This window comes from Streptomyces sp. NBC_00158, assembly GCF_045160885.1.
Lineage (GTDB): Bacteria > Actinomycetota > Actinomycetes > Streptomycetales > Streptomycetaceae > Streptomyces.
In genome coordinates this window covers 6019739-6042447 of record NZ_CP108161.1, presented here as the reverse complement: position 1 = coordinate 6042447, position 22709 = coordinate 6019739, and the positions used below count along the sequence as shown (strand labels likewise).

Sequence of the window (22709 nt, the reverse complement as noted above, 5' to 3'; positions counted from 1 at the left end):
CCCTGCCCCCCGCAGAAGTTCACTGCGGGAACCGCGGCGGATGCCGGTCGGACACCACCGCGGCCCCTGCCGGCCGCTACTTGGCGCCGGGCTCGCCGTCGGTCTTGCCGTCCTTCGGCTCGTCGTCGCCCTTGGGCTCGTCCTTCTTGCCCAGGTCGAGCTTGGGGGCGTCGCCCTCGGTCAGCGAGGAGGCGTCGTCGGGGACGACCGGGGCGTCCTCCTCCGCGGTCTCGGAGAAGCCGTGGACGATCCGGTTGTACTCGGCGTCCTCCAGCACGGCACCGATGGCGTTCTTCGCGTAGACCGCGTGGACACCGGGGGCCACCTCGAGGGTGACGGTGTCCTCGCCGATCTCCTTGACCGTGGCGTACATGCCGCCGATGGTGCGCACGCCGGTGCCGGTGGTCATCTGGTCGCGCATCTGAGAGGCCTGGGCCTGCTTCTTCTTGGCGGACCGGGTCATCAGGAACATCGCCCCGATGAGCACGATGAACGGGAGCAAGAAGCTGATGTTGTTCACGGGACGAGGATCCTTCGCACGGCCGCGCCAGGGAGCGGCCATTTCTACGGGGGTGGGCACGCCGACCCGAAGGGTCGGCATCGGCGGAGTCTAGGCGAGTCCGCACCGATGGAACAACGCCCAGCATGGCACCGCAGTTCCTGACCGGTCGAACCTCCGCGCCGTCAGGCCCCGAACAGGCCCTGTTGTCCGCTTGGTCCGCCGCCGGCCTGCTGCGGCGGGAGGAGCCCCAGGTGGGCCCATGCGGCGGGGGTCGCGATCCGGCCGCGCGGGGTGCGCGCGAGCAGCCCTTCCCGGACGAGGAACGGCTCGGCGACCTCCTCGACCGTCTCCCGCTCCTCCCCCACGGCGACGGCGAGGGTGGACAGCCCGACGGGACCCCCGCCGAACAGCTTGAGCAGCGCCTCCAGCACGGCCCGGTCCAGCCGGTCGAGCCCGCGCGCGTCCACCTCGTACACCTGGAGGGCGGTGGCGGCCACCTCACGGGTGATCACCCCGTCGGCCTTCACCTGCGCGTAGTCCCGGACACGGCGCAGCAGCCGGTTGGCGATGCGCGGGGTGCCGCGGGAGCGGCCGGCGATCTCGGCGGCCCCTGCCGTGTCGATCTCGACGTCGAGGAGGCCGGCGGAGCGGTGGACGACGCGTTCCAGCTCGGCGGGGGCGTAGAACTCCATGTGGCCGGTGAACCCGAAGCGGTCCCGCAGCGGCGGGGGCAGCAGGCCGGCGCGGGTCGTCGCCCCGACGAGGGTGAAGGGCGGCAGCTCCAGCGGGATGGCGGTGGCGCCGGGGCCCTTGCCGACGATCACGTCGACGCGGAAGTCCTCCATGGCCATGTACAGCATCTCCTCGGCGGGCCGGGACATGCGGTGGATCTCGTCGAGGAAGAGGACCTCCCCCTCCTGGAGGGAGGACAGGATCGCGGCGAGGTCGCCCGCGTGCTGGATGGCGGGGCCGGAGGTGATCCGGATGGGCGCGCCCATCTCGGCGGCGATGATCATGGAGAGGGTGGTCTTGCCGAGTCCGGGCGCGCCGGACAGCAGCACGTGGTCGGCGGTGGCACCGCGCTGGCGGGCGGCCTTCAGCACGAGGTCCAGCTGCTGGCGGACCTTCTCCTGGCCGACGAACTCACCGAGGTCCTTCGGGCGCAGCGCCGCCTCGACGGCGGTGTCCTCCCCGTCGGCGGCGGCCGCCACGATCCGGTCGTCGCTCTCGTCGTCCCAGTTCACGGTGTTCAGTCTGCCTTCTACGTCGTTGCGGTGGTGGTCGGGGTGCGGCCCGGCCTCTGGGGGCTCCGCCCCCAGACCCCCGCGCCTCGAGCGCCGGCGGGGCTGGAATTCGCTCCGCGAATCCAGCCCGCGCGGCGTTTGAGCGCAACGGGGTCAGGGGCGGAGCCCCTGGGAACGGAGGAAGGGCGGGGAGGGGACGGCCCCGCGCAGCGGCACGGCGGGAAGCCGTCAGCGGGCCCGGTTCAGGGACTGGAGCGCGGCCCGCAGCAGCTGCGGAACGGGCGCGGAACCGCCGGAGGCAATGGCCGCCTCGGCCTGCGGCGCAACCGCCGACACCGCCTCCTCCGCGTCCCGCGACGCGTACCCCAGCCCGATCAGCGCGGCGGTCAGCTGCTCGGTCCACGGCGCCGGCCCCGCCGCCACCGGCGCGCGCTGCGCCCCGACCGCCACGCCCGGCGCGCCCAGCTTCCCCTTCAGCTCCAGCAGCAGCTTCTGCGCGCCCTTCGGCCCGATCCCCGGCACCGCCGTGAGCGCCTTCGCGTCCCCCGCGGCGAAAGCCACCCGCAGCGCGTCCGGGGTGTGCACCCCGAGCATCGCCTGGGCCACCCGGGGGCCGACCCCGCTCGCGGTCTGGAGCAGCTCGAAGACCTGGCGTTCGTCGTCGTCGGCGAAGCCGTACAGGGTCAGCGAGTCCTCCCGTACGACCAGCGAGGTGGCCAGTCTGGCCTGCTCGCCCACGCGGAGCCCCGCGATGGTGTTCGGCGTGCACTGCACCGCCATGCCCACTCCCCCGACCTCGATCACGGCCAGGGCGGGGGCGAGCGCGGCGACCTGGCCGCTGACGAAGGCGATCATCGGGTACGGCCCTTCAGGACGGAGGCGTGCCGGGCGGCGACCGCCTGCTGGAGGCGGTTCTGGGCGGGGGCCCGCCAGATGTGGCAGATGGCGAGGGCGAGGGCGTCGGCGGCGTCGGCCGGCTTCGGCGGTTCGGCGAGCCTCAGCAGCCGGGTCACCATGGCCCCGACCTGCGCCTTGTCGGCGCGGCCGCTGCCGGTGACGGCCGCCTTGACCTCGCTCGGGGTGTGCAGTGCGACCGGTATCCCGCGGCGCGCGGCGCACAGCATGGCGACGGCGCTGGCCTGGGCGGTGCCCATCACGGTGCGCACGTTGTGCTGGCTGAAAACCCGCTCCACGGCGACGTACTCCGGCCGGTGCTCGTCGAGCCATTCCTCGATGCCGGCCTCGATCGCGACGAGCCGGTGCCCCAGCTCGGCGTCCGCGGGCGTCCGCACGACCCCGACGCCGATCATGGTCAGGGGCCGCCCCGCGACTCCCTCGACCACGCCGACGCCGCACCTGGTCAGCCCCGGGTCCACACCCAGTACGCGCACTCCGCCCCCTCTTCCGACAGCTGTCCGTGCAGGCTATCCGCCCGCACCGACAATGCGACGGCGGGCCGACAGGGTGTGTCCTGTCGGCCCGCCGAAGGAAGAGCGGGAGGGCGCGGCGCCGGTCAGGCGTCGACCTTCTCCATGACCTCGTCCGAGACGTCGAAGTTGGCGAAGACGTTCTGCACGTCGTCGCTGTCCTCCAGCGCGTCGATCAGCTTGAAGATCTTGCGCGCGCCCTCTTCGTCGAGCTCGACCTGCATGGTCGGGACGAAGCTGGAGTCGGCGGAGTCGTAGTCGATGCCGGCTTCCTGGAGCGCGGTGCGGACCGCGACCAGGTCGGTGGCCTCGGAGATGATCTCCCAGGTCTCGCCGTTGTCGTTGACCTCTTCGGCACCGGCCTCCAGGACCGCGTCCAGGACGTCGTCCTCGGAGAGCTCGGCCTTGGGCAGCAGGATGACGCCCTTGCGGTTGAACAGGTACGAGACCGAGCCCGGGTCGGCCATGGAGCCGCCGTTGCGGGTCATGGCGACGCGGACGTCGGAGGCGGCACGGTTGCGGTTGTCGGTGAGGCACTCGATGAGCACCGCGACGCCGTTCGGGCCGTAGCCTTCGTACATGATCGTCTCGTAGTCGGCGCCGCCGGCCTCGAGGCCGCCGCCGCGCTTGACCGCGGAGTCGATGTTCTTGTTCGGGACCGACTGCTTCTTGGCCTTCTGGACGGCGTCGAAGAGCGTCGGGTTGCCCTCGATGTCGGCGCCGCCCATACGCGCCGCGACCTCGATGTTCTTGATCAGCTTCGCGAAGAGCTTGCCGCGCTTGGCATCGATCACGGCCTTCTTGTGCTTCGTCGTAGCCCATTTAGAGTGGCCGGACATCCGCCTGTCTCCTTCGCGTAACCAACAGTGTTCAGCGACGATCCTACCGGGACCTCGTCACAGCCCAGCGCGCACCATGTCGACGAAGTACGCGTGGACGCGATCGTCGCCGGTCAGTTCGGGGTGGAAGGAGGTGGCGAGGACGTTGCCCTGGCGCACGGCGACCGTGTGGCCGTCGTACGTCGCGAGCACCTCGACGCTGCCGCCGACCGACTCCACCCACGGGGCGCGGATGAAGACGCCCTCGACGGGGCCGCCGTCTATGCCCGCGAAGTCGATCTTCGCTTCGAAGGACTCGTTCTGCCGGCCGAAGGCGTTGCGGCGCACGATCATGTCGATGCCGCCGAGCGTCTCCTGGTCCTCACGGCCGTCGAGCAGCTTGTCGGCGAGCATGATCATGCCGGCGCAGGTGCCGTACACGGGCATGCCGGCGCGGACGCGCTCGCGCAGCGGCTCCAGCATGCCGAACAGCACGGCGAGCTTCGACATGGTCGTGGACTCGCCGCCGGGGATCACCAGCGCGTCGACCTCGGCGAGCTCCTCGGGGCGCCGGACCGGCCTGGCCACGGCGTCCGCCGCGGCCAGGGCGATCAGGTGCTCCCGTACGTCGCCCTGGAGGGCCAGGACACCAATAACGGGGGTGGTCATGGCAGTGACTACCAGCCGCGGTTGGCGTAGCGCTCGGCCTCGGGGAGGGTGTCGCAGTTGATGCCGACCATGGCCTCGCCCAGGTTGCGGGAGGCGTCCGCGATGACCTTCGGGTCGTCGAAGAAGGTGGTGGCCTTCACGATGGCGGCGGCGCGCTTGGCCGGGTCGCCGGACTTGAAGATGCCGGAGCCGACGAAGACGCCCTCGGCACCGAGCTGACGCATCAGGGCGGCGTCGGCCGGGGTGGCGACGCCACCGGCGGAGAACAGCACGACGGGGAGCTTGCCGAGCTCGGCGACCTCCTTGACGAGCTCGTACGGGGCGCGCAGCTCCTTGGCGGCGGCGTACAGCTCGTTGTTGTCGTAGCCGCGCAGCTGGGCGATCTCGTTCTTGATCTGGCGCAGGTGGCGGACGGCCTCGACGACGTTGCCGGTGCCGGCCTCGCCCTTCGAGCGGATCATGGCCGCGCCCTCGGCGATGCGGCGCAGGGCCTCGCCCAGGTTGGTGGCGCCACAGACGAAGGGGGTGGTGAAGGCCCACTTGTCGGAGTGGTTGATCTCGTCGGCCGGGGTCAGGACCTCGGACTCGTCGATGTAGTCGACGCCGAGGGACTGGAGGACCTGGGCCTCGACGAAGTGGCCGATGCGGGACTTGGCCATGACCGGGATGGAGACGGCCTCGATGATCTCTTCGATCATGTTCGGGTCGGACATGCGGGCCACGCCGCCGTCCTTGCGGATGTCGGCGGGGACCCGCTCCAGGGCCATGACGGCCACGGCGCCGGCGTCCTCGGCGATCTTCGCCTGCTCGGCGTTGACCACGTCCATGATCACGCCGCCCTTGAGCTGCTCGGCCATGCCGCGCTTGACGCGGGAGGTGCCGATCGCCGACTCAGCGGACTGGGAAGAGGTGGGAAGCGTGCTCACGGGTTGACCTCACTCGAAACGAACGCGAAAGGAAGACGGGCGGTACTCGGCTGAGAAAACCCCACCGACCAGTCCACTACAAGGGCCAATGTGGAGCCGGTGGCTCTTTCATTTGTCCCCCGCGGCTCTATGAACCTCAGGCGGGGCGGTCCGCGAGGTCCACCGGAGGCTCATCGTCCATTTCGAAGGCCAGCGGGAACGGCGCGTGTCCCGCCAGTCTGAACCACCGGACCTTCCGGTGTCGGCGCAGCGCGCGGGCGGCCCGTACGGCGTCGTTGAGGAACCGGCGCGCCATGGGCACCCGGCGCACCGCGGCGGCCAGCTCCTCGGCGGCCTCCACCCCGCCCGGGGCGGCCTTCAGCACCTCCACCTGGTCCGCGTCGGCGAACACCGCCCGCAGCGCCTGGCTGAGCTCGCTCTCGGCGACCTCCCGGTGCTCCTCCTCGGCCTGCCGCGCGGCGTGCGCGGCCTCGTACAGCACGAGCGAGGACGCGGGGTCGAGCGCCCCGGAGGTGGCCACCTCCAGCACCACGGAAGCCCGCCGCACGAGCTGCGCGTCGAGTGCGGCCCGGGCGGCGTCCATCCGCGTGTGCAACCGGTCCAGCCGCCCGGCGGTCCAGCTGAGGTAGACCCCGACGACGGCGAGCGCCACGGCGATCCAGACAAGGTTTTCGATCACGGGCGGCGACACTACCGTCCCGGGCGGCCACGGGACGAAGGAGGCGGCTCAGCCGACCCAGCGGTCCACGGCCTGCTCGATGTCACGCGGCTCCGGTCCGCTCCGTGCTCCCGCCTCCCAGTGGGGCCGGGCGGCGGCGAGTTTGGCGGCGAGTTCCTCCGCGAGCCGTCTGCGCTCCCCGGCGCCCTCGGCACCTGCGATCCGGCGCCCCCAGCGGACCGTGTCGACCACGGCGGACTTCACCGACTCGAAGGCGAGGTAGTGGCCGAGGTCGGGGCGCCATCCCGCCCGGCATTCCTCGGGCGCGGCCCGTTCCCATCCCGCCATGACCTCACGGGCCTGGTCCGCGGTGTAGCCCGTCTTGTGCAGGTGGTCGGCCAGGTCGTAGACCGGGTCCCCCCAGAGGGCGAGCTCCCAGTCGAGGAAGGCCACCCGCCCGCTGTCGGTGAGGATCATGTTCTGCCGGTGGAGGTCCGCGTGCAGCAGTCCCATCCGGCGCGCGGCCATGCCGCGGAAGCGCTCCCGCAGCAGGCCGCAGGGATCTTTCGGCACCCCCAGGGCCTCGTAGAGCCCCTCGGCCATCCGGTCGCCCCGGTGCCGGATCGTCTGGACCAGCGTGGTGAGCCGGTCGGCGAAGGCCGGCGTGTCGCCCTCTCCCGGCCAGTCCCCCGGTATGCGGGGCAGAGCCGACGCCGGCACTCGCAGCATGTCCGCGAAGAGCCCCTCCACGGCCCGCAGCACGACGTCGGGCAGCCCGTCCCCGTCGGCCGCCAGCGTGTCGACCCGCCGGCCCGGGACGAAGCCGTGGATCTGGAATTCCGGGTCCGTGCCCGCGTAGAGGAGGCGTGGAGCAGAGGGGACGTACTCCGCGATGGCAGCGAGTACCTCCGGTTCCCGCCAGAGGGCCAGGTCCATGACCTCGGCCCCGTGGGTTCGCATCCGGACGATCGCCGGGCCGTCGGGGGTCTCCACCCGGACGTTCCGGTTGTAGTACCCCGACTGGCCGGTATCGCGCCTGCGGGCTTCCTCGTACAGGGCTGCGGCGTCCACTACCGGCCTTTCCACCAGGGAGCGAGGGCTTCGGCGACCCGCGCGGGGGTCAGCTCGGGCGGTGAGCCCCAGACCCGGCGGGCCGCGTTGATCTTCTTCACGAGCCGCATCTCGAGGAACTCCCGCTCCGCGGGCGACGAGGCCGCCAGCTGCTTCGAGTAGCGGACCGTGTCGACCACGGCCGACTTGATCTTCTCGTGGTCCATGTACAGCCGGAGGTCCTCGGGGGGACCCTCCGTGTACTCGGGGCGCAGCCTCTCCCGCCACCGGCGGAAGACCTCGGCACGCTGGCCTTCCGGGTAGTCCATCTTGTGGAAGTGGATGCCGATCTCGTACATCGGGTCACCCCACAGGGCCAGTTCCCAGTCCAGGAACCACGTCGCACCATCGGCGGCGATCATGTTCTTGCGGTGCAGGTCCGCGTGCAGGAGCACGAACGGCCTGGACGTGAGCCCGCCCCAGAGGGGCCGGACCACGGTGAGGGGGTCCTCGGGGATGCCGAGCAGGTGGAAGGCCTCCCGGTACTCCGCCACGTACGTGGAGTGGACCTGTTCGGTGAGGTCGGCCAGCAGGCGCCCGAATCCCGGGCTGTCCCCCGGGCCGGGCCAGTGTGCGGGCAGGGCCGGAGCCTTCTCACGGGGGATGCGGGTCAGCTGCTCCATGAGGGTGACGACGTCGTCCATCACGTGCGGGGGGACCTCGGCCCCGCGCGGCGAGAAGCCGTCGAGGACCCGGCCGGCGATGAAGTGGTGGACCTGGAAGCGTGGTGTCCTGCTGACGTGGCGCAGCTCCGGGACCCGGCCGACGTACGGCCGGATGCAGGCGAGTACGTCCTCCTCCTGCCAGAGCCGGACGTCCATGGTGTCCGCCGCGGCGATCGGGATCCGGACGTTGACCTTGCCCTCGGGGGTCGGTAGCCCCACGTTGCGGTTGTAGTACCCGGCCGCCGCATCGGCGGAGTCCACGGCCTGCTCGTACAGTTCCCGCCACATCACTCGTTCACCTCGACGAACATCGACAGCACGTGCTCCGTGCGGTGGCGCACGGCTTCCGGGTCGCCCAGCGGCCTGACGGCCGGCCGCACCCGGTCGGCCATCGCCGTCAGTTCCGGGTCGCCGAGCCCGGTCCGCTCGGCGGCCCGGTGGATGGCGAGGATCAGCGAAGGGTAGACCTCGCAGGCCTCGAACTCGCGCGCGGCGTGCAGGAGCAGCTCCCCGGCCCTCGCGCGCTCACCCCGCCGCAGGTGCATGAAAGCCCGGAACATGTCGGCGCGTGCCCGGCCCGACCGGTAGCCGGCGAGGTCCAGGGCAGTGTTGGCGTTGCGGAACGACTGTTCGGCCCGGTCGAGGCGGCCGAGCCTGGTCTGCGCGATCGCCATGGCCGTGTAAGCCTTCCCGATCTCGTGCTGGGCACCGAGGTCGCGCTGGACCTCCAGCGCCGCGGCCGCTTCCGCCACTGCCGCTTCGGGGTCGGTGAAGACCAGCAGTTCGGCTCGGTTCGTCCGGATGTTGGCGAGCCCGATGGCCGCGCCGGCCGCCCGGTACTCAGCCTCCGCCTGCAGCAGCAGCGATCCGGCGCGGTCGAAGTCCATCAGGAACCGGTGCCCCAGGTGCATGAGCCGTTTCAGGTCGCCCCGGATGACGCCTTGTCCGGGTGCGCAGATCCCCTCGACCTCTTCGGCGAGCGCGAACGCCGCTGCGAAGTCGCCCTGCCACATCCGGATGTCCGCCAGGCAGAAACCGGCAAAGGCCCTGGCCTCTCCTTCGTGGCCCTCCCAGACCCGCTCGAAGATCTGCGCGGCCAGGCTGCTCTCCCCCGCGATCCTGCGTGCGTTCGCTCCGGCCAGTGCCAGCCGGGCCGCCACGAGCGAGCGGACCGGGGTGTCGCGCACGGAGGTCAGTGCCGTCGCACCGGCCGCGTCGCCGAGATCGAGCCTGGCCTCGGCCTCCAGGCAGTCGGCGGCGTTACGGATCCCCTCGGAGCCGGAAGGCCCACGGCCCGTGACGGCGGACCGGGCGAGGTGGTCCCTGAGGTCCTTGACCATCCCGTCGACGGCCTGTCGGCCGCTCATGCCCAGGGCCCGGTCGGCGTGCCCGAGGACCTCCTCCGGTTCCAGGTTCCCGGCGTGGACTCCGTGGTAGACCGCCTCCCGCAACGGGGAGGAGCGTGCGACGCCGGCCTCCTCCGCGCCGGTGCCCATTCGGTCGGCAAGGGCCTCCCAATGCTGTCGCAGCACGGCGTGGACCTGCCGGCTCACCGCTTCGGACAGATGCCTCTGGAGGGCCGCGATCATCAGCTGGTGCAGCCTGTACCAGCCTTGGGACAGCGGGTACGCGAAGGAGTAGGCGGTCAGTGACTCCCAGGTCAGCAGGTTCGTGGGGAGGTCGAAGGTCCGGCCGACGGCCCGGAACACGTCGAGATCGAAGGTCCTCGCGATGCTCAGCAGTTCGAGGATCCGCACCTCGTCCGGAGCCACGTGCTGGAGGAAGCGCTGGACGATCTCCTCGGAGGTCCCCGCGTCCTCGACCGGCCCGCCGTTCTGCACGTGGGTGTCCACGGCCAGGTGGAGGTAGAACGGCACTCCCTCACTGGCCTCGGCGATGGACCGCTGGCGGGGGATCTCCACGATGCCCGCCTGGGCCAGCAGGTCCAGGCGGGCATCCATGGGCAGCCCGCCGAGCGGAGCCTTGCGGATCACGCTCGCCCACTCCGGGTCGTACGCGGCCCACGGCAGCGGTTCCCGGCTGGCCAGGACGGTGAGACCGCCGTGCAGCTGGCCCAGCAGATCACGCACCCAGGCGTCGGAGGCGAAGCTCCGCCCGCCCGGCAACGGTGTCGGCACCATCGCCTCGTAGGCGTCCACGAAGAGGACGTACGGGCTGTCCCGCGCCGATTCGCGCAGTTCCTCGGCGAAGAGGTAGGTCACGGCATGGCCCAGCTCGGCGTTGGTCAGGCCGTCCAGCTCCTGCAGCGTCTGGTCCGCCTCGATCCGCTGCCGACGCTGGCGGTTGGAGATCGACCGCTTCGTGAGGCGCACCAGCCCGGCCGCCGTCCCGAAGACCGGCAGGCCCATCGCATCGTCCAGGATCTTGGACAGCACCTCGCTCTCCTCGGCGAACGGGGTGTTCCTCCGGTCCATCTGCAGCTGGGGGTGGACCCGTTGCCACAGCACGGCGTAGGCGATGTCGAAGCGGTCGAACTTCACCCCCTGGGCCCCGTACTCCGTCCGGAGCACGGCCAGGGCGTCCTCCTGCTGGCGCAGGGTCGGCAGCTGGAGGTCCAGCCGCGCCGTCCTGCACGTGTCGGGCGTGCGGGCGCGGAGCTGCTGGAGGAGGCGCGACTTGCCGATGCCGCCGACACCCACCAGGTTCAGGACGCGGGGCCCGCCGGCGATGGCCGCCAGCTCCTCGTCGTACGTGGCGAGCAGTCCCTCACGGTTGAAGAACTGCCTCTGTAACCCCGAAACACGTCGGTAGCGCGGCCTGATGGACACGATGGCTCCCCCTGATCACCCAGCCCCTGCAGGGGCGAGGCTACCCACACCGCCGCAGGTTCTACGCACGGCGGCGCGGCCGGTCACTCCCGCGTGAAGCCCAGGCGGGTGCGGAGGGGGACGCGTTCGTCGGTGGCGACGGCGGCCGCGCCGGTGGTGACCGTTTCGTAGACCGCCAGGATGTCCGCGCCCACCGTCGACCAGTCGAAGCGGCGTACGTGCGCCGAGCCGCGGGCGCTCAGTTCCGCGCGGCGGGCCGGGTCGCGCAGGAGGGCGGTGGCGGCCGCGGCCAGGGAGGCGGCGTCCTCGTTGGCGAAGAGTTCGCCCGCCGCGCCCTGGTCCAGGACCTGGGCGAAGGCGTCGAGGTCCGCGGCCAGCACCGCCGCGCCCGCCGAGAGGGCCTCGACCAGGATGATGCCGAAGCTCTCGCCGCCCGTGTTCGGGGCCACGTAGACGTCCACGCTGCGCAGCAGGCGGGCCTTGTCCTCGTCGGAGACCATGCCGAGGAACTCCACCCGGGAGCGCAGGTGTTCCGGGAGGGAGGCCACGGCCTCCTCCTCGTCGCCGCGGCCGGCCACGAGCAGGCGTACGTCCGGGCAGGCCTCGGCGATGGCGGGGAAGGCGGCCATGAGCACCGGGAGGCCCTTGCGGGGTTCGTCGATGCGGCCGATGAAGCCGAGGGTCTGCCCGGACCACTCGGGGTTCGGGTCGGCCTTGGCGAAGAAGTCGACGTCGACGCCGTTGGGGATGACCACCGCGTCCCCGCCCAGGTGTTCGACGAGGGTGCGGCGGGCGTACTCGCTCACCGCGATCCGGGCGCTGATCTTCTCCAGCGCCGGCTGGAGGATCGGGTACGCGGCGATCATCGCGCGCGAGCGGGGGTTGGAGGTGTGGAACGTCGCCACGATCGGGCCCTGCGCCGCCCAGCAGGACAGCAGGCCGAGCGAGGGCGAGGCGGGCTCGTGGATGTGGATGACGTCGAAGACGCCCTCGTGCAGCCAGCGGCGGACCCGGGCGGCGGAGAGGAAGCCGAAGTTCAGCCGGGCGACGGAGCCGTTGTAGGGCACCGGCACCGCCCGTCCCGCCGAGACCACGTAGGGGGGCAGCGGGGTCTCGTCGTCCGCCGGGGCCAGTACCGACACCTCGTGGCCCTGGCGGATCAGGTGCTCCGCCAGGTCGCGGATGTGGAACTGGACGCCGCCCGGCACGTCCCACGAGTACGGGCACACGATGCCGATCTTCACTACGGCCGCTCCTCCAGGTCGTCGAGCCACAGCCGCTGGAGCATGTGCCAGTCCTCCGGGTGCTCCGCGATGCCCGACGCGAAGGCGTCCGCCACCGCCTGGGTCATGGCGGCGGTCTTCTCGGTCCGCGTGCCCTGCGCGGGCACCTCCACCTCGGGGTGGAACCGGCCGTACATCTTGGGGGTGTCGCCGTAGTACAGGGTGACCGGCAGCAGGACGGCGCCGGTCTGCTGCGCCAGCAGCGCGGGGCCCGCGGGCATCCGGGCCCGGGAGCCGAAGAAGTCCACCTCTACCCCGGAGGCCGACAGGTCCCGGTCGGCGACCAGGCAGATCAGCCCGCCGGAGCGCAGCCGGCGGGCCAGGGTGCCGAAGGAGGCGCCGCCGTTGTGCGGCAGGACCTCCATGCCCAGGCTCTCCCGGTAGGCCACGAAGCGGTCGTAGAGGGACTCGGGCTTGAGCCGCTCGGCGACGGTGGTGAAGGGGACGCCGAGGTGGCCGGTGACCCACGCGCCGGCGAGGTCCCAGTTGGCCAGGTGCGGCAGGGCGGCGATGACCCCGCGGCCGGAGGCGATGGCCTCGCGCAGGATGTGGTCGTCCTTCAGCTGGACGTCCTCGCCGAACCGCTCCGGGTCCATGGCGGGCAGCCGGAAGGACTCCATCCAGTAGCGCATGTACGAGCGCATGCCCGCGTGCGACAGCTCGCGCAGCCGCTCGGGGGTCGCGTCGGGCACCACCCGGGCCAGGTTGGACTCCAGGCGCAGCACGCTCTTGCCGCGCCGCTTCCACGCCACGTCCGCGATCTTGCGGCCGAGGGCCACCGCGGCGGGCTCGGGGAGCTTCTTCACGCCCGCCCAGCCGAGCCCGTACAGCCCGTCCACCAGCTTGTCCTGTGCCTTGCCCATCAGATCGCCCCGCCTTCGGCACCGGCGGCGGCCGCCGCGTCGGCCTCGGCCGCCTCGCGGCGTACGGTGACCACCCGCTGGATCAGCGTGACCAGCGAGCCCACCGCCACGACCCACAGCGCGACCGGCAGCAGCACCCCGATCCACGAGGGGACCCCGAAGGTCTGCAGTCCGGACAGGCCGGCCGCGACCAGGGAGATCACCAGGCGTTCGGCGCGCTCGACGAGCCCGTTGACGGCGACCGGCAGGCCGATCGCCTCGCCGCGGGCCTTCGTGTACGAGACCACCTGGCCGCTGGCCAGGCAGAAGATCGCCACCGCGCACAGCACGTTGTCGTCGCCCAGACCCGCGTACCAGAGCGCGAGGCCGCCGAAGATCGCCGCGTCGGCCACCCGGTCGAGCGTGGAGTCGAGGAACGCCCCCCACCGGCTGGAGCTGCCGGCCTGGCGGGCCATGTTGCCGTCCACCAGGTCGGAGAAGACGAAGAGGGTGATGGTGATCGTTCCCCAGAAGAGCTCGCCGCGGGGGAAGAAGACCAGCGCTCCGGCCACCACTCCGGCGGTGCCGATGAGGGTGACGGCGTCCGGGCTCACCCCCCGGCGCAGGAGAAACGCGGCGAACGGCGTGAGAACACGCGTGAAGAACGCACGCGCGTACTTGTTCAGCATGGCCTTCCCAGAGGGTCGCTGGGCCGCGCGGCCACAACGGCCACCGGCTGGCCCATCGTAGCCAGCGCCCCGCGCCCGCAGCGCCGCGCACCCACCGGTTCGCTCCGGGTCCGTACCCGCCACGGCCTCCCGTCACCCTCCCGCCGCGCACCCGACCGTGGCCGGTACCACGTATGGACGCAGTGTGACGGCAGTGCAAAGCTCGAAGGACCCCGATCACCCTCCTCACCGCGACACCAGGAGGCACGAGAAGCATGGGAGCCACATCACACCAAGCCGGAGCCGCCGGCAGGGCACTGACGGCCGACCGCCCCGATTCCGTACGGAACGTCGTGCTGGTCGGCCACAGCGGCGCCGGGAAGACCACTCTGGTCGAGGCCCTGGCCCTGACCGCGGGGGCCGTGAACCGGGCCGGCCGGGTCGAGGACGGGGGCACGGTCTCGGACTACGACGAGATCGAGCACCGCCGCCAGCGCTCCGTCCAGCTGTCCCTGGTCCCCGTCGAATGGGCCGGAATCAAGATCAACATCCTGGACACCCCCGGATACGCCGACTTCGTCGGGGAACTCAGGGCCGGTCTGCGCGCCGCGGACGCGGCCCTCTTCGTCGTCTCCGCCTCCGACGGGATCGACGGGGCCACCCGGATGGTCTGGGACGAATGCGAGGCCGTCGGCATGCCGCGCGCCATCGTCGTCACCCATTTGGAGGCAGCCCGCGCCGATTACTCCCAGATGACCGCCGTCTGCGGAGAGATCTTCGGCGCCGACGACCCGGACGCCGTCATCCCGCTCTACCTCCCGCTGCACGGACCGGCCGGCTCCGACGGCCACGCCCCCGTGCACGGCCTGCTGGGCCTGCTCTCCCGGCGCGTCTACGACTACACCTCCGGCGAGCGCGCCGAACGCGACCCGGACCCCGCCGAGCTGGCCCTCATCGACGACGCCCGCTCCCGCCTGATCGAGGGGATCATCGCCGAGAGCGAGGACGAGACCCTCATGGACCGCTACCTCGGCGGCGAGGACATCGACGTCAAGACGCTGATCGACGACCTGGAGCGGGCCGTGGCCCGGGGCACCTTCCACCCCGTCCTGATGGCCGCCCCCGCCGCCGACGGCGCCCGCCAGGGCCTGGGCACGGTGGAACTCCTCGAACTGATCACCGGCGGCTTCCCCACCCCCGCCGAACGCGCCCCCGTCGCCGTCACCGCCCCCGACGGCTCCCCCCGCCCCGCCGTCACCTGCGACCCGGCCGGACCGCTGCTCGCCGAGGTCGTCAAGACCTCCTCCGACCCCTACGTCGGCCGCGTCTCCCTGGTCCGCGTCTTCTCCGGCACCCTGCGCCCCGAGGAGACCGTCCACGTCTCCGGACACGGCCTGGAGGACCGCGGGCACGAGGACCACGACGTCGACGAACGCATCGGCACCCTCACCTCCCCCTTCGGCAAACAGCAGCGCACCCTCGGCACCTGCATCGCCGGCGACCTCGCCTGCGTGGCCAAACTCACCCGCGCCGAGACCGGGGACACCCTCTCCGCCAAGGACGCCCCCCTCCTCATGCAGCCCTGGCCGATGCCCGAGCCGCTGCTCCCCCTCGCCGTGGAGGCCCACAGCAAGGCCGACGAGGACAAGCTCTCCCAGGGGCTGGCCCGCCTCGTCGCCGAGGACCCCACCCTGCGGCTGGAGCAGAACCCGCACACCCACCAGCTCGTCCTGTGGTGCCTGGGCGAGGCCCACCAGGACCTCGTACTGGAACGCCTCAAGACCCGCTACGGGGTCCAGGTCGACCCCGTCCCCCACAAGGTCAGCCTCCGCGAGACCTTCGGCGCCAAGGCCGCCGGACGCGGACGGCACGTCAAGCAGTCCGGAGGCCACGGCCAGTACGCCATCTGCGAGATCGAGGTCGAACCCCTCCCGCCCGGCAGCGGCATCGAGTTCGTCGACAAGGTCGTCGGCGGCGCCGTCCCCCGCCAGTTCATCCCGTCCGTCGAGAAGGGCGTACGGGCCCAGGCCGCCCGCGGCATCGCGGCCGGCTACCCGCTGGTCGACGTACGCGTCACCCTGCGCGACGGCAAGGCGCACTCGGTGGACTCCTCCGACGCCGCCTTCCAGACGGCCGGCGCCCTCGCCCTGCGCGAAGCCGCCGCAGAGATCCCGATCCACCTGCTGGAACCCGTCGCACAGCTCGACGTCGAGGTGCCCGACGAGTACGTCGGCCCGGTCATGAGCGACCTCGCGGGCCGCCGCGGCCGCGTCGTCGGCACCGAGCCGTCCGGCCCAGGCCGGTCCCGGGTGCGCGCCGAGATCCCCGAGATCGAGATCGGCCGCTACGCCGTGGACCTGCGCTCCGTCTCCCACGGCACGGGCCGCTTCAGCCGCTCGTACGCCCGGCACGAGCCGATGCCGCCGCACCTCGCGGACAAGATGCGCGAACAGGCCGAGAAGGGAAGCCAGTTGACATAGCACCCCGGATACCGCCCACCCAACCGGCTTGCGGTGGGCGGTATTTCCCTGTCCCATGACCACGGGGACGGGTACGCATATAGGCTCTTCGCCGCGACGGAGAGCACAACGGACCACGACGGAGCGCGACAGGGGCCCGGCACGACCGGGCGCGACACGCCGCCGATCGCGGCGGAACACGACCAGCACGACTAGCACGACGGCACCACGGGCAAAGAGCACAGTGGCACGGCGATGGGGGCAGCGGTGGCGGACGACGGTTTCGACTTCAGGCCCGGAGCACAGATTCCTCTCCAGGGGGGCGGCGGCCAGACCGCGGCGACCAACGCCCTCGCCTCCGCCGCGTACCGCGACGGCGGCAAGGACACCGCCCTGTCCTCCATACTCGGGGCGAACAGCGAGAACCACCCGGCCTCGGTCAAGGCCCCGAAGATCTCCCTCCTCGAACCCAACCTCGGCGAGGCCTTCTGCCGTGCCGTCGAGGCCCGCACCCTCGGCGGCGGCCGCAAACCGCTCATCCAGTCCTTCGGCGCCGACCCGCAGACCGTCGTCGAGCACTGCCTGGCCGCCTCCCGCATCCGCAAGGAGCGCGACCGCAAGCTGCGCCTGATCATGCTGGTCGCCGGAGTGGTGTTCCTGCCCGGACTGCTGCTCTGGCTCGGCCTGTTCCAGCTGCGCAAGACCCTCTCCAAGGGCGAGGGCAGGAAGAGCACCTGGATCGGCACCGCCCTGCTGGTCGGCGTGGTCCTCGTCGGCGCGGTGCTGCTCTACCGGGTGGTGTACCGCCAGCCCGGCAGCGGCCTGCTGGAGCTCTACCTGCTCGGCTCGATCATCGCCCCCGTCCTCGGCTGGTACCTGGCCCGCCGGATCTGCGAGAACACCGCCGCGGACCTGCGCTCCCGCTGGGACGGCCTGCTCGGCGGGGGCGCCCCCGTCGCCGCCAAGATCCCCGAGGCGGTACCCGGCAACCCCGACGAGAAGGCCCGCGAGGACCTGCGCCACCAGCTGGCGAAGCTGACCGCGGAGGACCGCAGCAACTCCGTCTTCTACGCCGGCCCCAAGGGCATCCTCGGCATGGGCACCCGCTGGGGCAGCTGGCAGATGGCCGAGGAGCTGAACCCCAAGAAGGACGGGCACGAGATCCACCCCTTCCGCAGCTGGGACGTCATACGCGCGATCGACTCCCAGCTGCGCAAGCTGGAGCGCGGCCCCCTGCACACCGGCGGCTTCCCGGCCGCCTCCATCCAGCACTGGATCGTCACCCCCGTCGGCGAGGGCGCCGCCGAGGTGGCCCGCCCCAGCGGCGACAACGTCGACACCTTCCTGGTCAAGCCGCACGAGATCACCCGGATCTGCAACGAGCAGCAGTTCAGCGCCGGCAACCGGCACTACCTCGGCATCCAGTACCCGCTGTGGGACGGCCAGCTCGTCATCACGATGCTGGTCACCGTCACCGTCCTCTACAAGACCCTGCGCGTGGACGTCACCGCCCACGCCCTCGGCCCGGTGCACGGCCTCTTCACCACCAAGTCCAAGGCCCCGGTGATCGAGGTCCCCAAGTCCATCCGCTTCTGGGAGACCGTGGAGCGCCCCCTGCCGCTGGTGGACACCATGGAGGTGGTCCGGCTCGCCGCGCGCGCCCCGCTGACCTGGTACCCGCCGCTGCTGGAGTACTTCGGCGGCAAGCTGGTCCTGCCCGAGCCCTTCGGCCTGCGGCACGTCTGGGCGGGCTCCATGTGGCGCCACCGCTTCATGGCGGACGACGCCCTGCGCACCGTGGCGCCCGTGCTGCGGTCGGTGCACACGGCGACGTTCAAGGTGCTGGAGGAGAACGGCGTGGACACCGCGGCCTTCACCAACCGCTCCTCGATCATGAACGGCCTGATCCAGGAGCCGTCCCCGCGCAAGGCGGACGTCTACGACGCGTAGGTAGGCTGGAGGGGTCCCGGCCGCCGCGGGAAGGAACCGTCATGACCGAACGCAAGCCGCCCGGTGTCAGCTTCGAGTCCTTCGTGGACCGGCAGATCAGGGAGGCCGCCGACCGGGGCGAGTTCGAGGAGCTGCCGGGCTGGGGCAAGCCGATGGCCTCGCTGGACGCCCCGTACGACGAGATGTGGTGGATCAGGCGCAAGCTGCACGGCGAGGGCTTCGCCGTGCTCCCGCCGGCGCTGGCCCTGCGCAAGGAGGCCGAGGACGCCCGGGAGGCGGCCCTGGCGGCCGCCACCGAGCGCCGGGCCCGGGAGATCCTCGCGGAGGTCAACGAGAAGATCCGCACGGCCCTGCGCCGGCCCCCGCCGGGCCCGCCGCTCGGCCTCCGCGAGTTCGACGTCGAGGCGGTCCTGGCGGAGCGGCGCGGGGGCCCTGCGGGCTGACCGGGTCGGGTCAGTCGTTCGGCCAGGCGTCGGCGAGCATCTGGCGGGTGTCCGCGAGCAGTTGCGGCAGCACCTTGGTGTGGCCGACGACGGGCATGAAGTTCGTGTCCCCGCCCCAGCGGGGCACGATGTGCTGGTGCAGGTGCGCGGCGATGCCGGCGCCGGCTGCGCTGCCCTGGTTGAGTCCGATGTTGAAACCGTGCGCCCCGGACGCCTTCCGCAGCGCGACCATGGCCCGCTTGGTCAGGTCCGCCAGCTCCGCCGTCTCCGGACCGTCGAGCTCCGTGTAGTCGGCGACGTGCCGGTACGGGACGACCATGAGGTGGCCGCCGTTGTACGGATAGAGGTTCAGCACGGCGAACACGTGCTTGCCGCGCGCCACGACCAGGCCGTCCTGGTCGGACATCTCCGGAATCCCGCAGAACGGGCAACCGTCCCCGGCTTCCGGGCCGGTCGGCTTGTTCTCGCCCTGGATGTAGGCCATCCGATGGGGGGTCCACAGTCGCTGGAACCCGTCGTGCGTGCCCACACCGTTCTGCCGCTCCGGCTCAATCGTCATGCCATGCAGCATATGACCTCGTCCGGAGGAACGAGCGGGGCCCCCGGAAAGTGATCACTTTCCGGGGGCCCCGCTCGTGGGTGCGCCGTCCTGGCCGGACCTGGATCAGACCTGGACGCGGTCGGCGACGACCTTGGCCAGCTTGGCCAGCGCCTCGTCCTTCGGGATGCCGTTCTCCTGCGAACCGTCGCGGTAGCGGAAGGAGACGGTGCCCGCCGCCATGTCCTCGTCACCGACGATGATCATGAACGGGACCTTGAGCTTCTGGTGGTTGCGGATCTTCTTCTGCATGCGGTCCGAGGAGGCGTCCACCTCGACCCGCAGGCCCTGCTTCTTCGCCGCGGCGGCGAACTCCTGCAGGTACTCCACGTGCCCGTCGCCGATCGGGATGCCGACCGCCTGGACGGGGGCGAGCCACGGCGGCATGGCGCCCGCGTAGTGCTCCAGCAGCACCGCGAAGAACCGCTCGATCGAGCCGAACAGCGCGCGGTGGATCATGACCGGGCGCTGGCGGGAGCCGTCCGAGCCGGTGTACTCCAGGTCGAAGCGCTCCGGCAGGTTGAAGTCCAGCTGCACGGTCGACATCTGCCAGGTGCGGCCGATGGCGTCGCGCGCCTGCACGGAGATCTTCGGGCCGTAGAAGGCCGCGCCGCCCGGGTCGGGGGTCAGCGGGAGGCCCTGCTTCTCGGCGACCTGCTGGAGGACCGCGGTGGCCTCCTCCCAGACCTCGTCCGAGCCGACGAACTTCTCCGGGTCCTTGGTGGACAGCTCCAGGTAGAAGTCGGTCAGACCGTAGTCGCGCAGCAGGTTCAGCACGAAGGTGAGCGTGCGGTCGAGCTCCTCGGCCATCTGCTCGCGGGTGCAGTAGATGTGCGCGTCGTCCTGGGTGAAGCCCCGGGCGCGGGTCAGGCCGTGGACCACGCCGGACTTCTCGTACCGGTACACGGTGCCGAACTCGAACAGGCGCAGCGGGAGCTCACGGTAGGAGCGGCCGCGCGCGTCGAAGATCAGGTTGTGCATCGGGCAGTTCATGGGCTTGAGGTAGTAGTCGGTACCACCGTCGAGCTGCATGGGGGGGTACATGCCCTCCGCGTACCAGTCCAGGTGGCCGCTCTTCTCGAAGAGGGCGCCCTTGGTGGCGTGCGGGGAGTAGACGAACTCGTAGCCCTCCTCCTCGTGCCGGCGGCGCGAGTAGTCCTCCATGACCCGGCGGATGATGCCGCCGCGCGGGTGGAAGACGGCGAGTCCGGAGCCGATCTCGTCCGGGATGGAGAAGAGGTCGAGCTCGTTGCCGAGCTTGCGGTGGTCGCGCTTCTCGGCTTCGGCGAGGAAGTCGAGGTGCGCCTTCAGCTCCTCCTTCGAGGGCCAGGCGGTGCCGTAGATGCGCTGGAGCATCGGGTTCTTCTCGCTGCCGCGCCAGTAGGCGGCCGCGTTGCGCATCAGCTTGAACGCCGGGATGTTGCGGGTGGTGGGCAGGTGGGGACCGCGGCAGAGGTCCTTCCAGCACAGCTCGCCGGTCTTGGCGTCCAGGTTGTCGTAGATGGTCAGCTCGCCGCCGCCCACCTCGACGTTCGCACCGTCGTCGGTCGACGCGGAGCCCTTGATGCCGATGAGCTCCAGCTTGTACGGCTCGTCCGCGAGCTCCTCGCGGGCGGCCTCGTCGGAGACCACGCGGCGGGCGAACTTCTGCCCGCGCTTCTGGATCTCCTGCATCTTCTTCTCGATGGTCTTCAGGTCATCGGGAGTGAAGGGCCTGGCGACGTCGAAGTCGTAGTAGAAGCCGTCGCGGACCGGCGGGCCGATACCGAGCTTGGCCTCGGGGAACAGCTCCTGCACGGCCTGCGCCATGACGTGCGCGGTCGAGTGGCGCAGAATGTTGAGGCCGTCCTCGGAGGAGATCTCCACCGGCTCGACGGTCTCGCCGTCCCGCACCTCGTACGAGAGGTCCTTCAGCTCACCGGCGATGCGCGCGGCGACGATGGTGCGCTCGCCGGCGAAGAGCTCCGCCGCCGTAGTGCCCGTGGCCACCACGCGCTCGTCCCGCTCGGAATCGCGTTGGATGATCACACGGACGTCTGACACCGGTCTCTCCTGACTCAGGGGGTGCGCGGGCGAACGCCGCGCGCCTGAATCGTACCGAGCCGAACGGCTGCGCCGCGAAACGGTTAACCGGGGTGCCCCCGGGCCCCGCCGCGGGACCGGGCGGCGGACGCGGCGGCCGGCCCTCGTGGTCCGGCCGGCGACACGCCGCGAGACCGGCCGGCGGGCCCGGTTTCCGGCCCTGTGGGCCGGGCGGACGCGCCGTGCCGGGGCCGGCGGGGCACCGGGCCGGCCCCGCCGCGGAGCCGGCCCGGAAATTCCCCCGGTCCCCCGCCGCGGCGCGGGTAGCGTGACCGTTCCCGCCCGACCCCGAAAGGAGCGGCCCGCGATGCCGCAGCCCCGCCCGCTGGACCTCGCCGACGACGCGACGGCCGCCGCCGTGCACCGGATCGGTCTGGCCGCGTACGCGGTCGAGGCGGAGCTGATCGGCTTCGACGGCATCCCCGCGCTCGGCGAGGGCCTGGAGGCGATGCGGGCGCGGCCGCTGCGCTGGCTGGGCGCGGTGACGGAGGCGGGCGCCGTCGCGGGGTTCCTGGCCTGGGAGGAGAGCCGGGACGGCGTGTCCGTCGACCGGCTGTGCGTGGACCCGGCCTGGTTCCGCCGGGGCATCGCCTCGCTGCTGGTCCGCCACGCCCTGGCGGAGCTGTTCCCGGGCCGCCCCGTCGAGGTCACCACCGGCGCGGACAACGCCCCGGCGGTCGCCCTGTACGAACGCCTCGGCTTCACCCGCGGCTCGGACTTCTCCCCCGTCCCGGGCCTGCGGATGGCCTCCTTCACGCTGGGCGGGGGCCGGTAGCCCGTCGGCGCGGGAACCGCGCGGCGGGCGGGTACGTCCCAGGGGCGCCCGAAGCCCAGGGGAACGAGGAACCATGCGCCGTACCGCAGTCACGCTCACCTGTATCGCCGCCGCGCTGCTGACCGGCTGCGGGACCACCGCCGGCTCCGGCGCGGCGGCCAAGCCTCCCGCGCCGCCCGCGCCGGTGTCCGCGGCGCCCTCGGCGCCGGCGTCCCCGCCGGCGGGCGGGGCCCCGGCCTGCCCGGGGGCCGACCCCTCCGGGCCCGGCGCCCCGCCCACCACCATCGACGGGACGCCCGCGAACACCCCCGAGGCCGCGAGGCTGTCCCAGGCCGTCGGCGCCCAGGGCTACGGGGCCTTCGCGGACGTGTACGGCACCCTCACCACCGACCGGCCCGCGGGCCGGGTCGCGGTGTGCGTGACCGACCTCGCCCGGGGCCGCCTGCTGCTGGAGGCCGCCCGGAAGGCCGACCCCTCCGTCGACCCGGGCCGCGCCGACCTGTACCTGAGCCGGTACACGCACCGCGCGCTCATGGCCGCCGTGGAGCGGCTCACCGCCGACCAGGGCCGGTCGGCCTTCCCGATGTACACCTTCTCGGCGGCCCGGGACGCGTCCGGGGTCGTGGTGACGAGCACCGAGGCGGGGGCCGCGTCGAAGGAGCTGAAGGAGCGGCTGGAGAGGATCACCGGTGGTGTCCCGGTCACCGTCGAGCGGGGCGACCCGGTGACCCCCCTGGCCGGCACCAAGCCCCCGAAGAGCCCGGACACCGCGGCACCGGTCGCCCCGTAGGACCTGTCCGG

The 22709-nt window shown here is 72.0% G+C and carries 21 protein-coding genes; 5 read left to right on the top strand and 16 right to left on the bottom strand.

Annotated features, from left to right (window positions below):
- Window positions 1-76: 76 nt before the first annotated feature.
- From yajC to pgsA, 14 genes are all read right to left on the bottom strand, one after another.
- Window positions 77-520, bottom strand: coding sequence for a preprotein translocase subunit YajC (gene yajC / locus OG553_RS27835; protein WP_405981592.1), 444 nt, complete (start codon window positions 518-520; stop codon window positions 77-79).
- A gap of 164 nt (window positions 521-684) precedes the next feature.
- The gene (gene ruvB / locus OG553_RS27830; protein ID WP_405981591.1) at window positions 685-1746 is read right to left on the bottom strand and encodes a Holliday junction branch migration DNA helicase RuvB; all 1062 of its coding nucleotides are present in this window, start codon (window positions 1744-1746) and stop codon (window positions 685-687) included.
- Between the two features lie 228 nt (window positions 1747-1974).
- On the bottom strand, window positions 1975-2601 hold the full coding sequence (gene ruvA, locus OG553_RS27825; RefSeq protein WP_405981590.1) for a Holliday junction branch migration protein RuvA: 627 nt from the start codon (window positions 2599-2601) through the stop codon (window positions 1975-1977).
- The gene (gene ruvC / locus OG553_RS27820) at window positions 2598-3137 is read right to left on the bottom strand and encodes a crossover junction endodeoxyribonuclease RuvC (RefSeq protein ID WP_405981589.1); all 540 of its coding nucleotides are present in this window, start codon (window positions 3135-3137) and stop codon (window positions 2598-2600) included. Before ruvC ends, ruvA begins: the two co-directional genes overlap by 4 nt.
- 122 nt (window positions 3138-3259) lie before the next feature.
- On the bottom strand, window positions 3260-4012 hold the full coding sequence (locus tag OG553_RS27815) for a YebC/PmpR family DNA-binding transcriptional regulator (RefSeq protein WP_405981588.1): 753 nt from the start codon (window positions 4010-4012) through the stop codon (window positions 3260-3262).
- Between the two features lie 57 nt (window positions 4013-4069).
- Window positions 4070-4660, bottom strand: a complete 591-nt coding sequence (gene pdxT, locus OG553_RS27810; protein ID WP_405981587.1) for a pyridoxal 5'-phosphate synthase glutaminase subunit PdxT — start codon at window positions 4658-4660, stop codon at window positions 4070-4072.
- A gap of 8 nt (window positions 4661-4668) precedes the next feature.
- Window positions 4669-5586: a pyridoxal 5'-phosphate synthase lyase subunit PdxS gene (gene pdxS, locus OG553_RS27805; RefSeq protein WP_007263067.1), complete on the bottom strand. Its 918-nt coding sequence runs from the start codon at window positions 5584-5586 to the stop codon at window positions 4669-4671.
- Between the two features lie 136 nt (window positions 5587-5722).
- The gene (locus tag OG553_RS27800; RefSeq protein WP_405981586.1) at window positions 5723-6265 is read right to left on the bottom strand and encodes a hypothetical protein; all 543 of its coding nucleotides are present in this window, start codon (window positions 6263-6265) and stop codon (window positions 5723-5725) included.
- Window positions 6266-6313: 48 nt separating this feature from the next.
- On the bottom strand, window positions 6314-7315 hold the full coding sequence (locus tag OG553_RS27795; protein ID WP_405981585.1) for an aminoglycoside phosphotransferase family protein: 1002 nt from the start codon (window positions 7313-7315) through the stop codon (window positions 6314-6316).
- Window positions 7315-8307, bottom strand: coding sequence for a phosphotransferase family protein (locus OG553_RS27790; RefSeq protein WP_405981584.1), 993 nt, complete (start codon window positions 8305-8307; stop codon window positions 7315-7317). The genes OG553_RS27795 and OG553_RS27790 overlap by 1 nt, the downstream gene beginning before the upstream one ends.
- Entirely contained in the window at window positions 8307-10808 is a 2502-nt protein-coding gene (locus OG553_RS27785; protein ID WP_405981583.1) for a hypothetical protein, read from the bottom strand. Before OG553_RS27785 ends, OG553_RS27790 begins: the two co-directional genes overlap by 1 nt.
- Window positions 10809-10891: 83 nt before the next feature.
- Window positions 10892-12052, bottom strand: coding sequence for a glycosyltransferase family 4 protein (locus tag OG553_RS27780; protein ID WP_405981582.1), 1161 nt, complete (start codon window positions 12050-12052; stop codon window positions 10892-10894).
- Window positions 12052-12954, bottom strand: a complete 903-nt coding sequence (locus OG553_RS27775) for a phosphatidylinositol mannoside acyltransferase (protein WP_405981581.1) — start codon at window positions 12952-12954, stop codon at window positions 12052-12054. The genes OG553_RS27780 and OG553_RS27775 overlap by 1 nt, the downstream gene beginning before the upstream one ends.
- Entirely contained in the window at window positions 12954-13622 is a 669-nt protein-coding gene (gene pgsA / locus OG553_RS27770; RefSeq protein WP_405981580.1) for a phosphatidylinositol phosphate synthase, read from the bottom strand. Before pgsA ends, OG553_RS27775 begins: the two co-directional genes overlap by 1 nt.
- A gap of 254 nt (window positions 13623-13876) precedes the next feature.
- On the opposite strand from pgsA, the gene OG553_RS27765 reads away from it, so the two are divergent.
- The 3 genes from OG553_RS27765 (at window position 13877) to OG553_RS27755 (ending at window position 18453) form a co-directional block, all read left to right on the top strand.
- Window positions 13877-16081 (top strand): elongation factor G-like protein EF-G2, encoded by a 2205-nt coding sequence (locus OG553_RS27765; protein WP_405981579.1) that lies wholly within the window; start codon window positions 13877-13879, stop codon window positions 16079-16081.
- 246 nt (window positions 16082-16327) lie between these two features.
- A complete protein-coding gene (locus OG553_RS27760) occupies window positions 16328-18010 on the top strand; it encodes a hypothetical protein (RefSeq protein ID WP_405981578.1) in 1683 nt (560 codons plus the stop codon).
- A 41-nt stretch (window positions 18011-18051) separates the two neighbouring features.
- The gene (locus tag OG553_RS27755; protein ID WP_405981577.1) at window positions 18052-18453 is read left to right on the top strand and encodes a DUF1992 domain-containing protein; all 402 of its coding nucleotides are present in this window, start codon (window positions 18052-18054) and stop codon (window positions 18451-18453) included.
- A 10-nt stretch (window positions 18454-18463) separates the two neighbouring features.
- Here OG553_RS27755 and OG553_RS27750 read toward each other — a convergent pair whose 3' ends face one another.
- Both OG553_RS27750 and thrS read right to left on the bottom strand, forming a co-directional pair.
- The gene (locus OG553_RS27750; protein ID WP_405981576.1) at window positions 18464-19024 is read right to left on the bottom strand and encodes an HIT family protein; all 561 of its coding nucleotides are present in this window, start codon (window positions 19022-19024) and stop codon (window positions 18464-18466) included.
- Between the two features lie 93 nt (window positions 19025-19117).
- Window positions 19118-21094, bottom strand: coding sequence for a threonine--tRNA ligase (gene thrS, locus OG553_RS27745; protein WP_405981575.1), 1977 nt, complete (start codon window positions 21092-21094; stop codon window positions 19118-19120).
- 346 nt (window positions 21095-21440) lie between these two features.
- On the opposite strand from thrS, the gene OG553_RS27740 reads away from it, so the two are divergent.
- Both OG553_RS27740 and OG553_RS27735 read left to right on the top strand, forming a co-directional pair.
- Window positions 21441-21908, top strand: coding sequence for a GNAT family N-acetyltransferase (locus tag OG553_RS27740; protein WP_405981574.1), 468 nt, complete (start codon window positions 21441-21443; stop codon window positions 21906-21908).
- Between the two features lie 73 nt (window positions 21909-21981).
- On the top strand, window positions 21982-22698 hold the full coding sequence (locus OG553_RS27735; RefSeq protein ID WP_405981573.1) for a hypothetical protein: 717 nt from the start codon (window positions 21982-21984) through the stop codon (window positions 22696-22698).
- Window positions 22699-22709 lie beyond the last annotated feature (11 nt).

What these genes read in the sequence shown, in the direction of transcription:
- ruvA (WP_405981590.1), bottom strand. Translation starts at nt 2,601, where the DNA reads ATGATCGCCTTCGTCAGCGGCCAGGTCGCCGCGCTCGCCCCCGCCCTG.
- OG553_RS27815 (WP_405981588.1), bottom strand. Translation starts at nt 4,012, where the DNA reads ATGTCCGGCCACTCTAAATGGGCTACGACGAAGCACAAGAAGGCCGTG.
- pdxT (WP_405981587.1), bottom strand. Translation starts at nt 4,660, where the DNA reads ATGACCACCCCCGTTATTGGTGTCCTGGCCCTCCAGGGCGACGTACGG.
- OG553_RS27790 (WP_405981584.1), bottom strand. Translation starts at nt 8,307, where the DNA reads ATGTGGCGGGAACTGTACGAGCAGGCCGTGGACTCCGCCGATGCGGCG.
- OG553_RS27775 (WP_405981581.1), bottom strand. Translation starts at nt 12,954, where the DNA reads ATGGGCAAGGCACAGGACAAGCTGGTGGACGGGCTGTACGGGCTCGGC.
- pgsA (WP_405981580.1), bottom strand. Translation starts at nt 13,622, where the DNA reads ATGCTGAACAAGTACGCGCGTGCGTTCTTCACGCGTGTTCTCACGCCG.
- OG553_RS27765 (WP_405981579.1), top strand. Translation starts at nt 13,877, where the DNA reads ATGGGAGCCACATCACACCAAGCCGGAGCCGCCGGCAGGGCACTGACG.
- OG553_RS27755 (WP_405981577.1), top strand. Translation starts at nt 18,052, where the DNA reads ATGACCGAACGCAAGCCGCCCGGTGTCAGCTTCGAGTCCTTCGTGGAC.
- OG553_RS27750 (WP_405981576.1), bottom strand. Translation starts at nt 19,024, where the DNA reads ATGCTGCATGGCATGACGATTGAGCCGGAGCGGCAGAACGGTGTGGGC.
- OG553_RS27740 (WP_405981574.1), top strand. Translation starts at nt 21,441, where the DNA reads ATGCCGCAGCCCCGCCCGCTGGACCTCGCCGACGACGCGACGGCCGCC.
- OG553_RS27735 (WP_405981573.1), top strand. Translation starts at nt 21,982, where the DNA reads ATGCGCCGTACCGCAGTCACGCTCACCTGTATCGCCGCCGCGCTGCTG.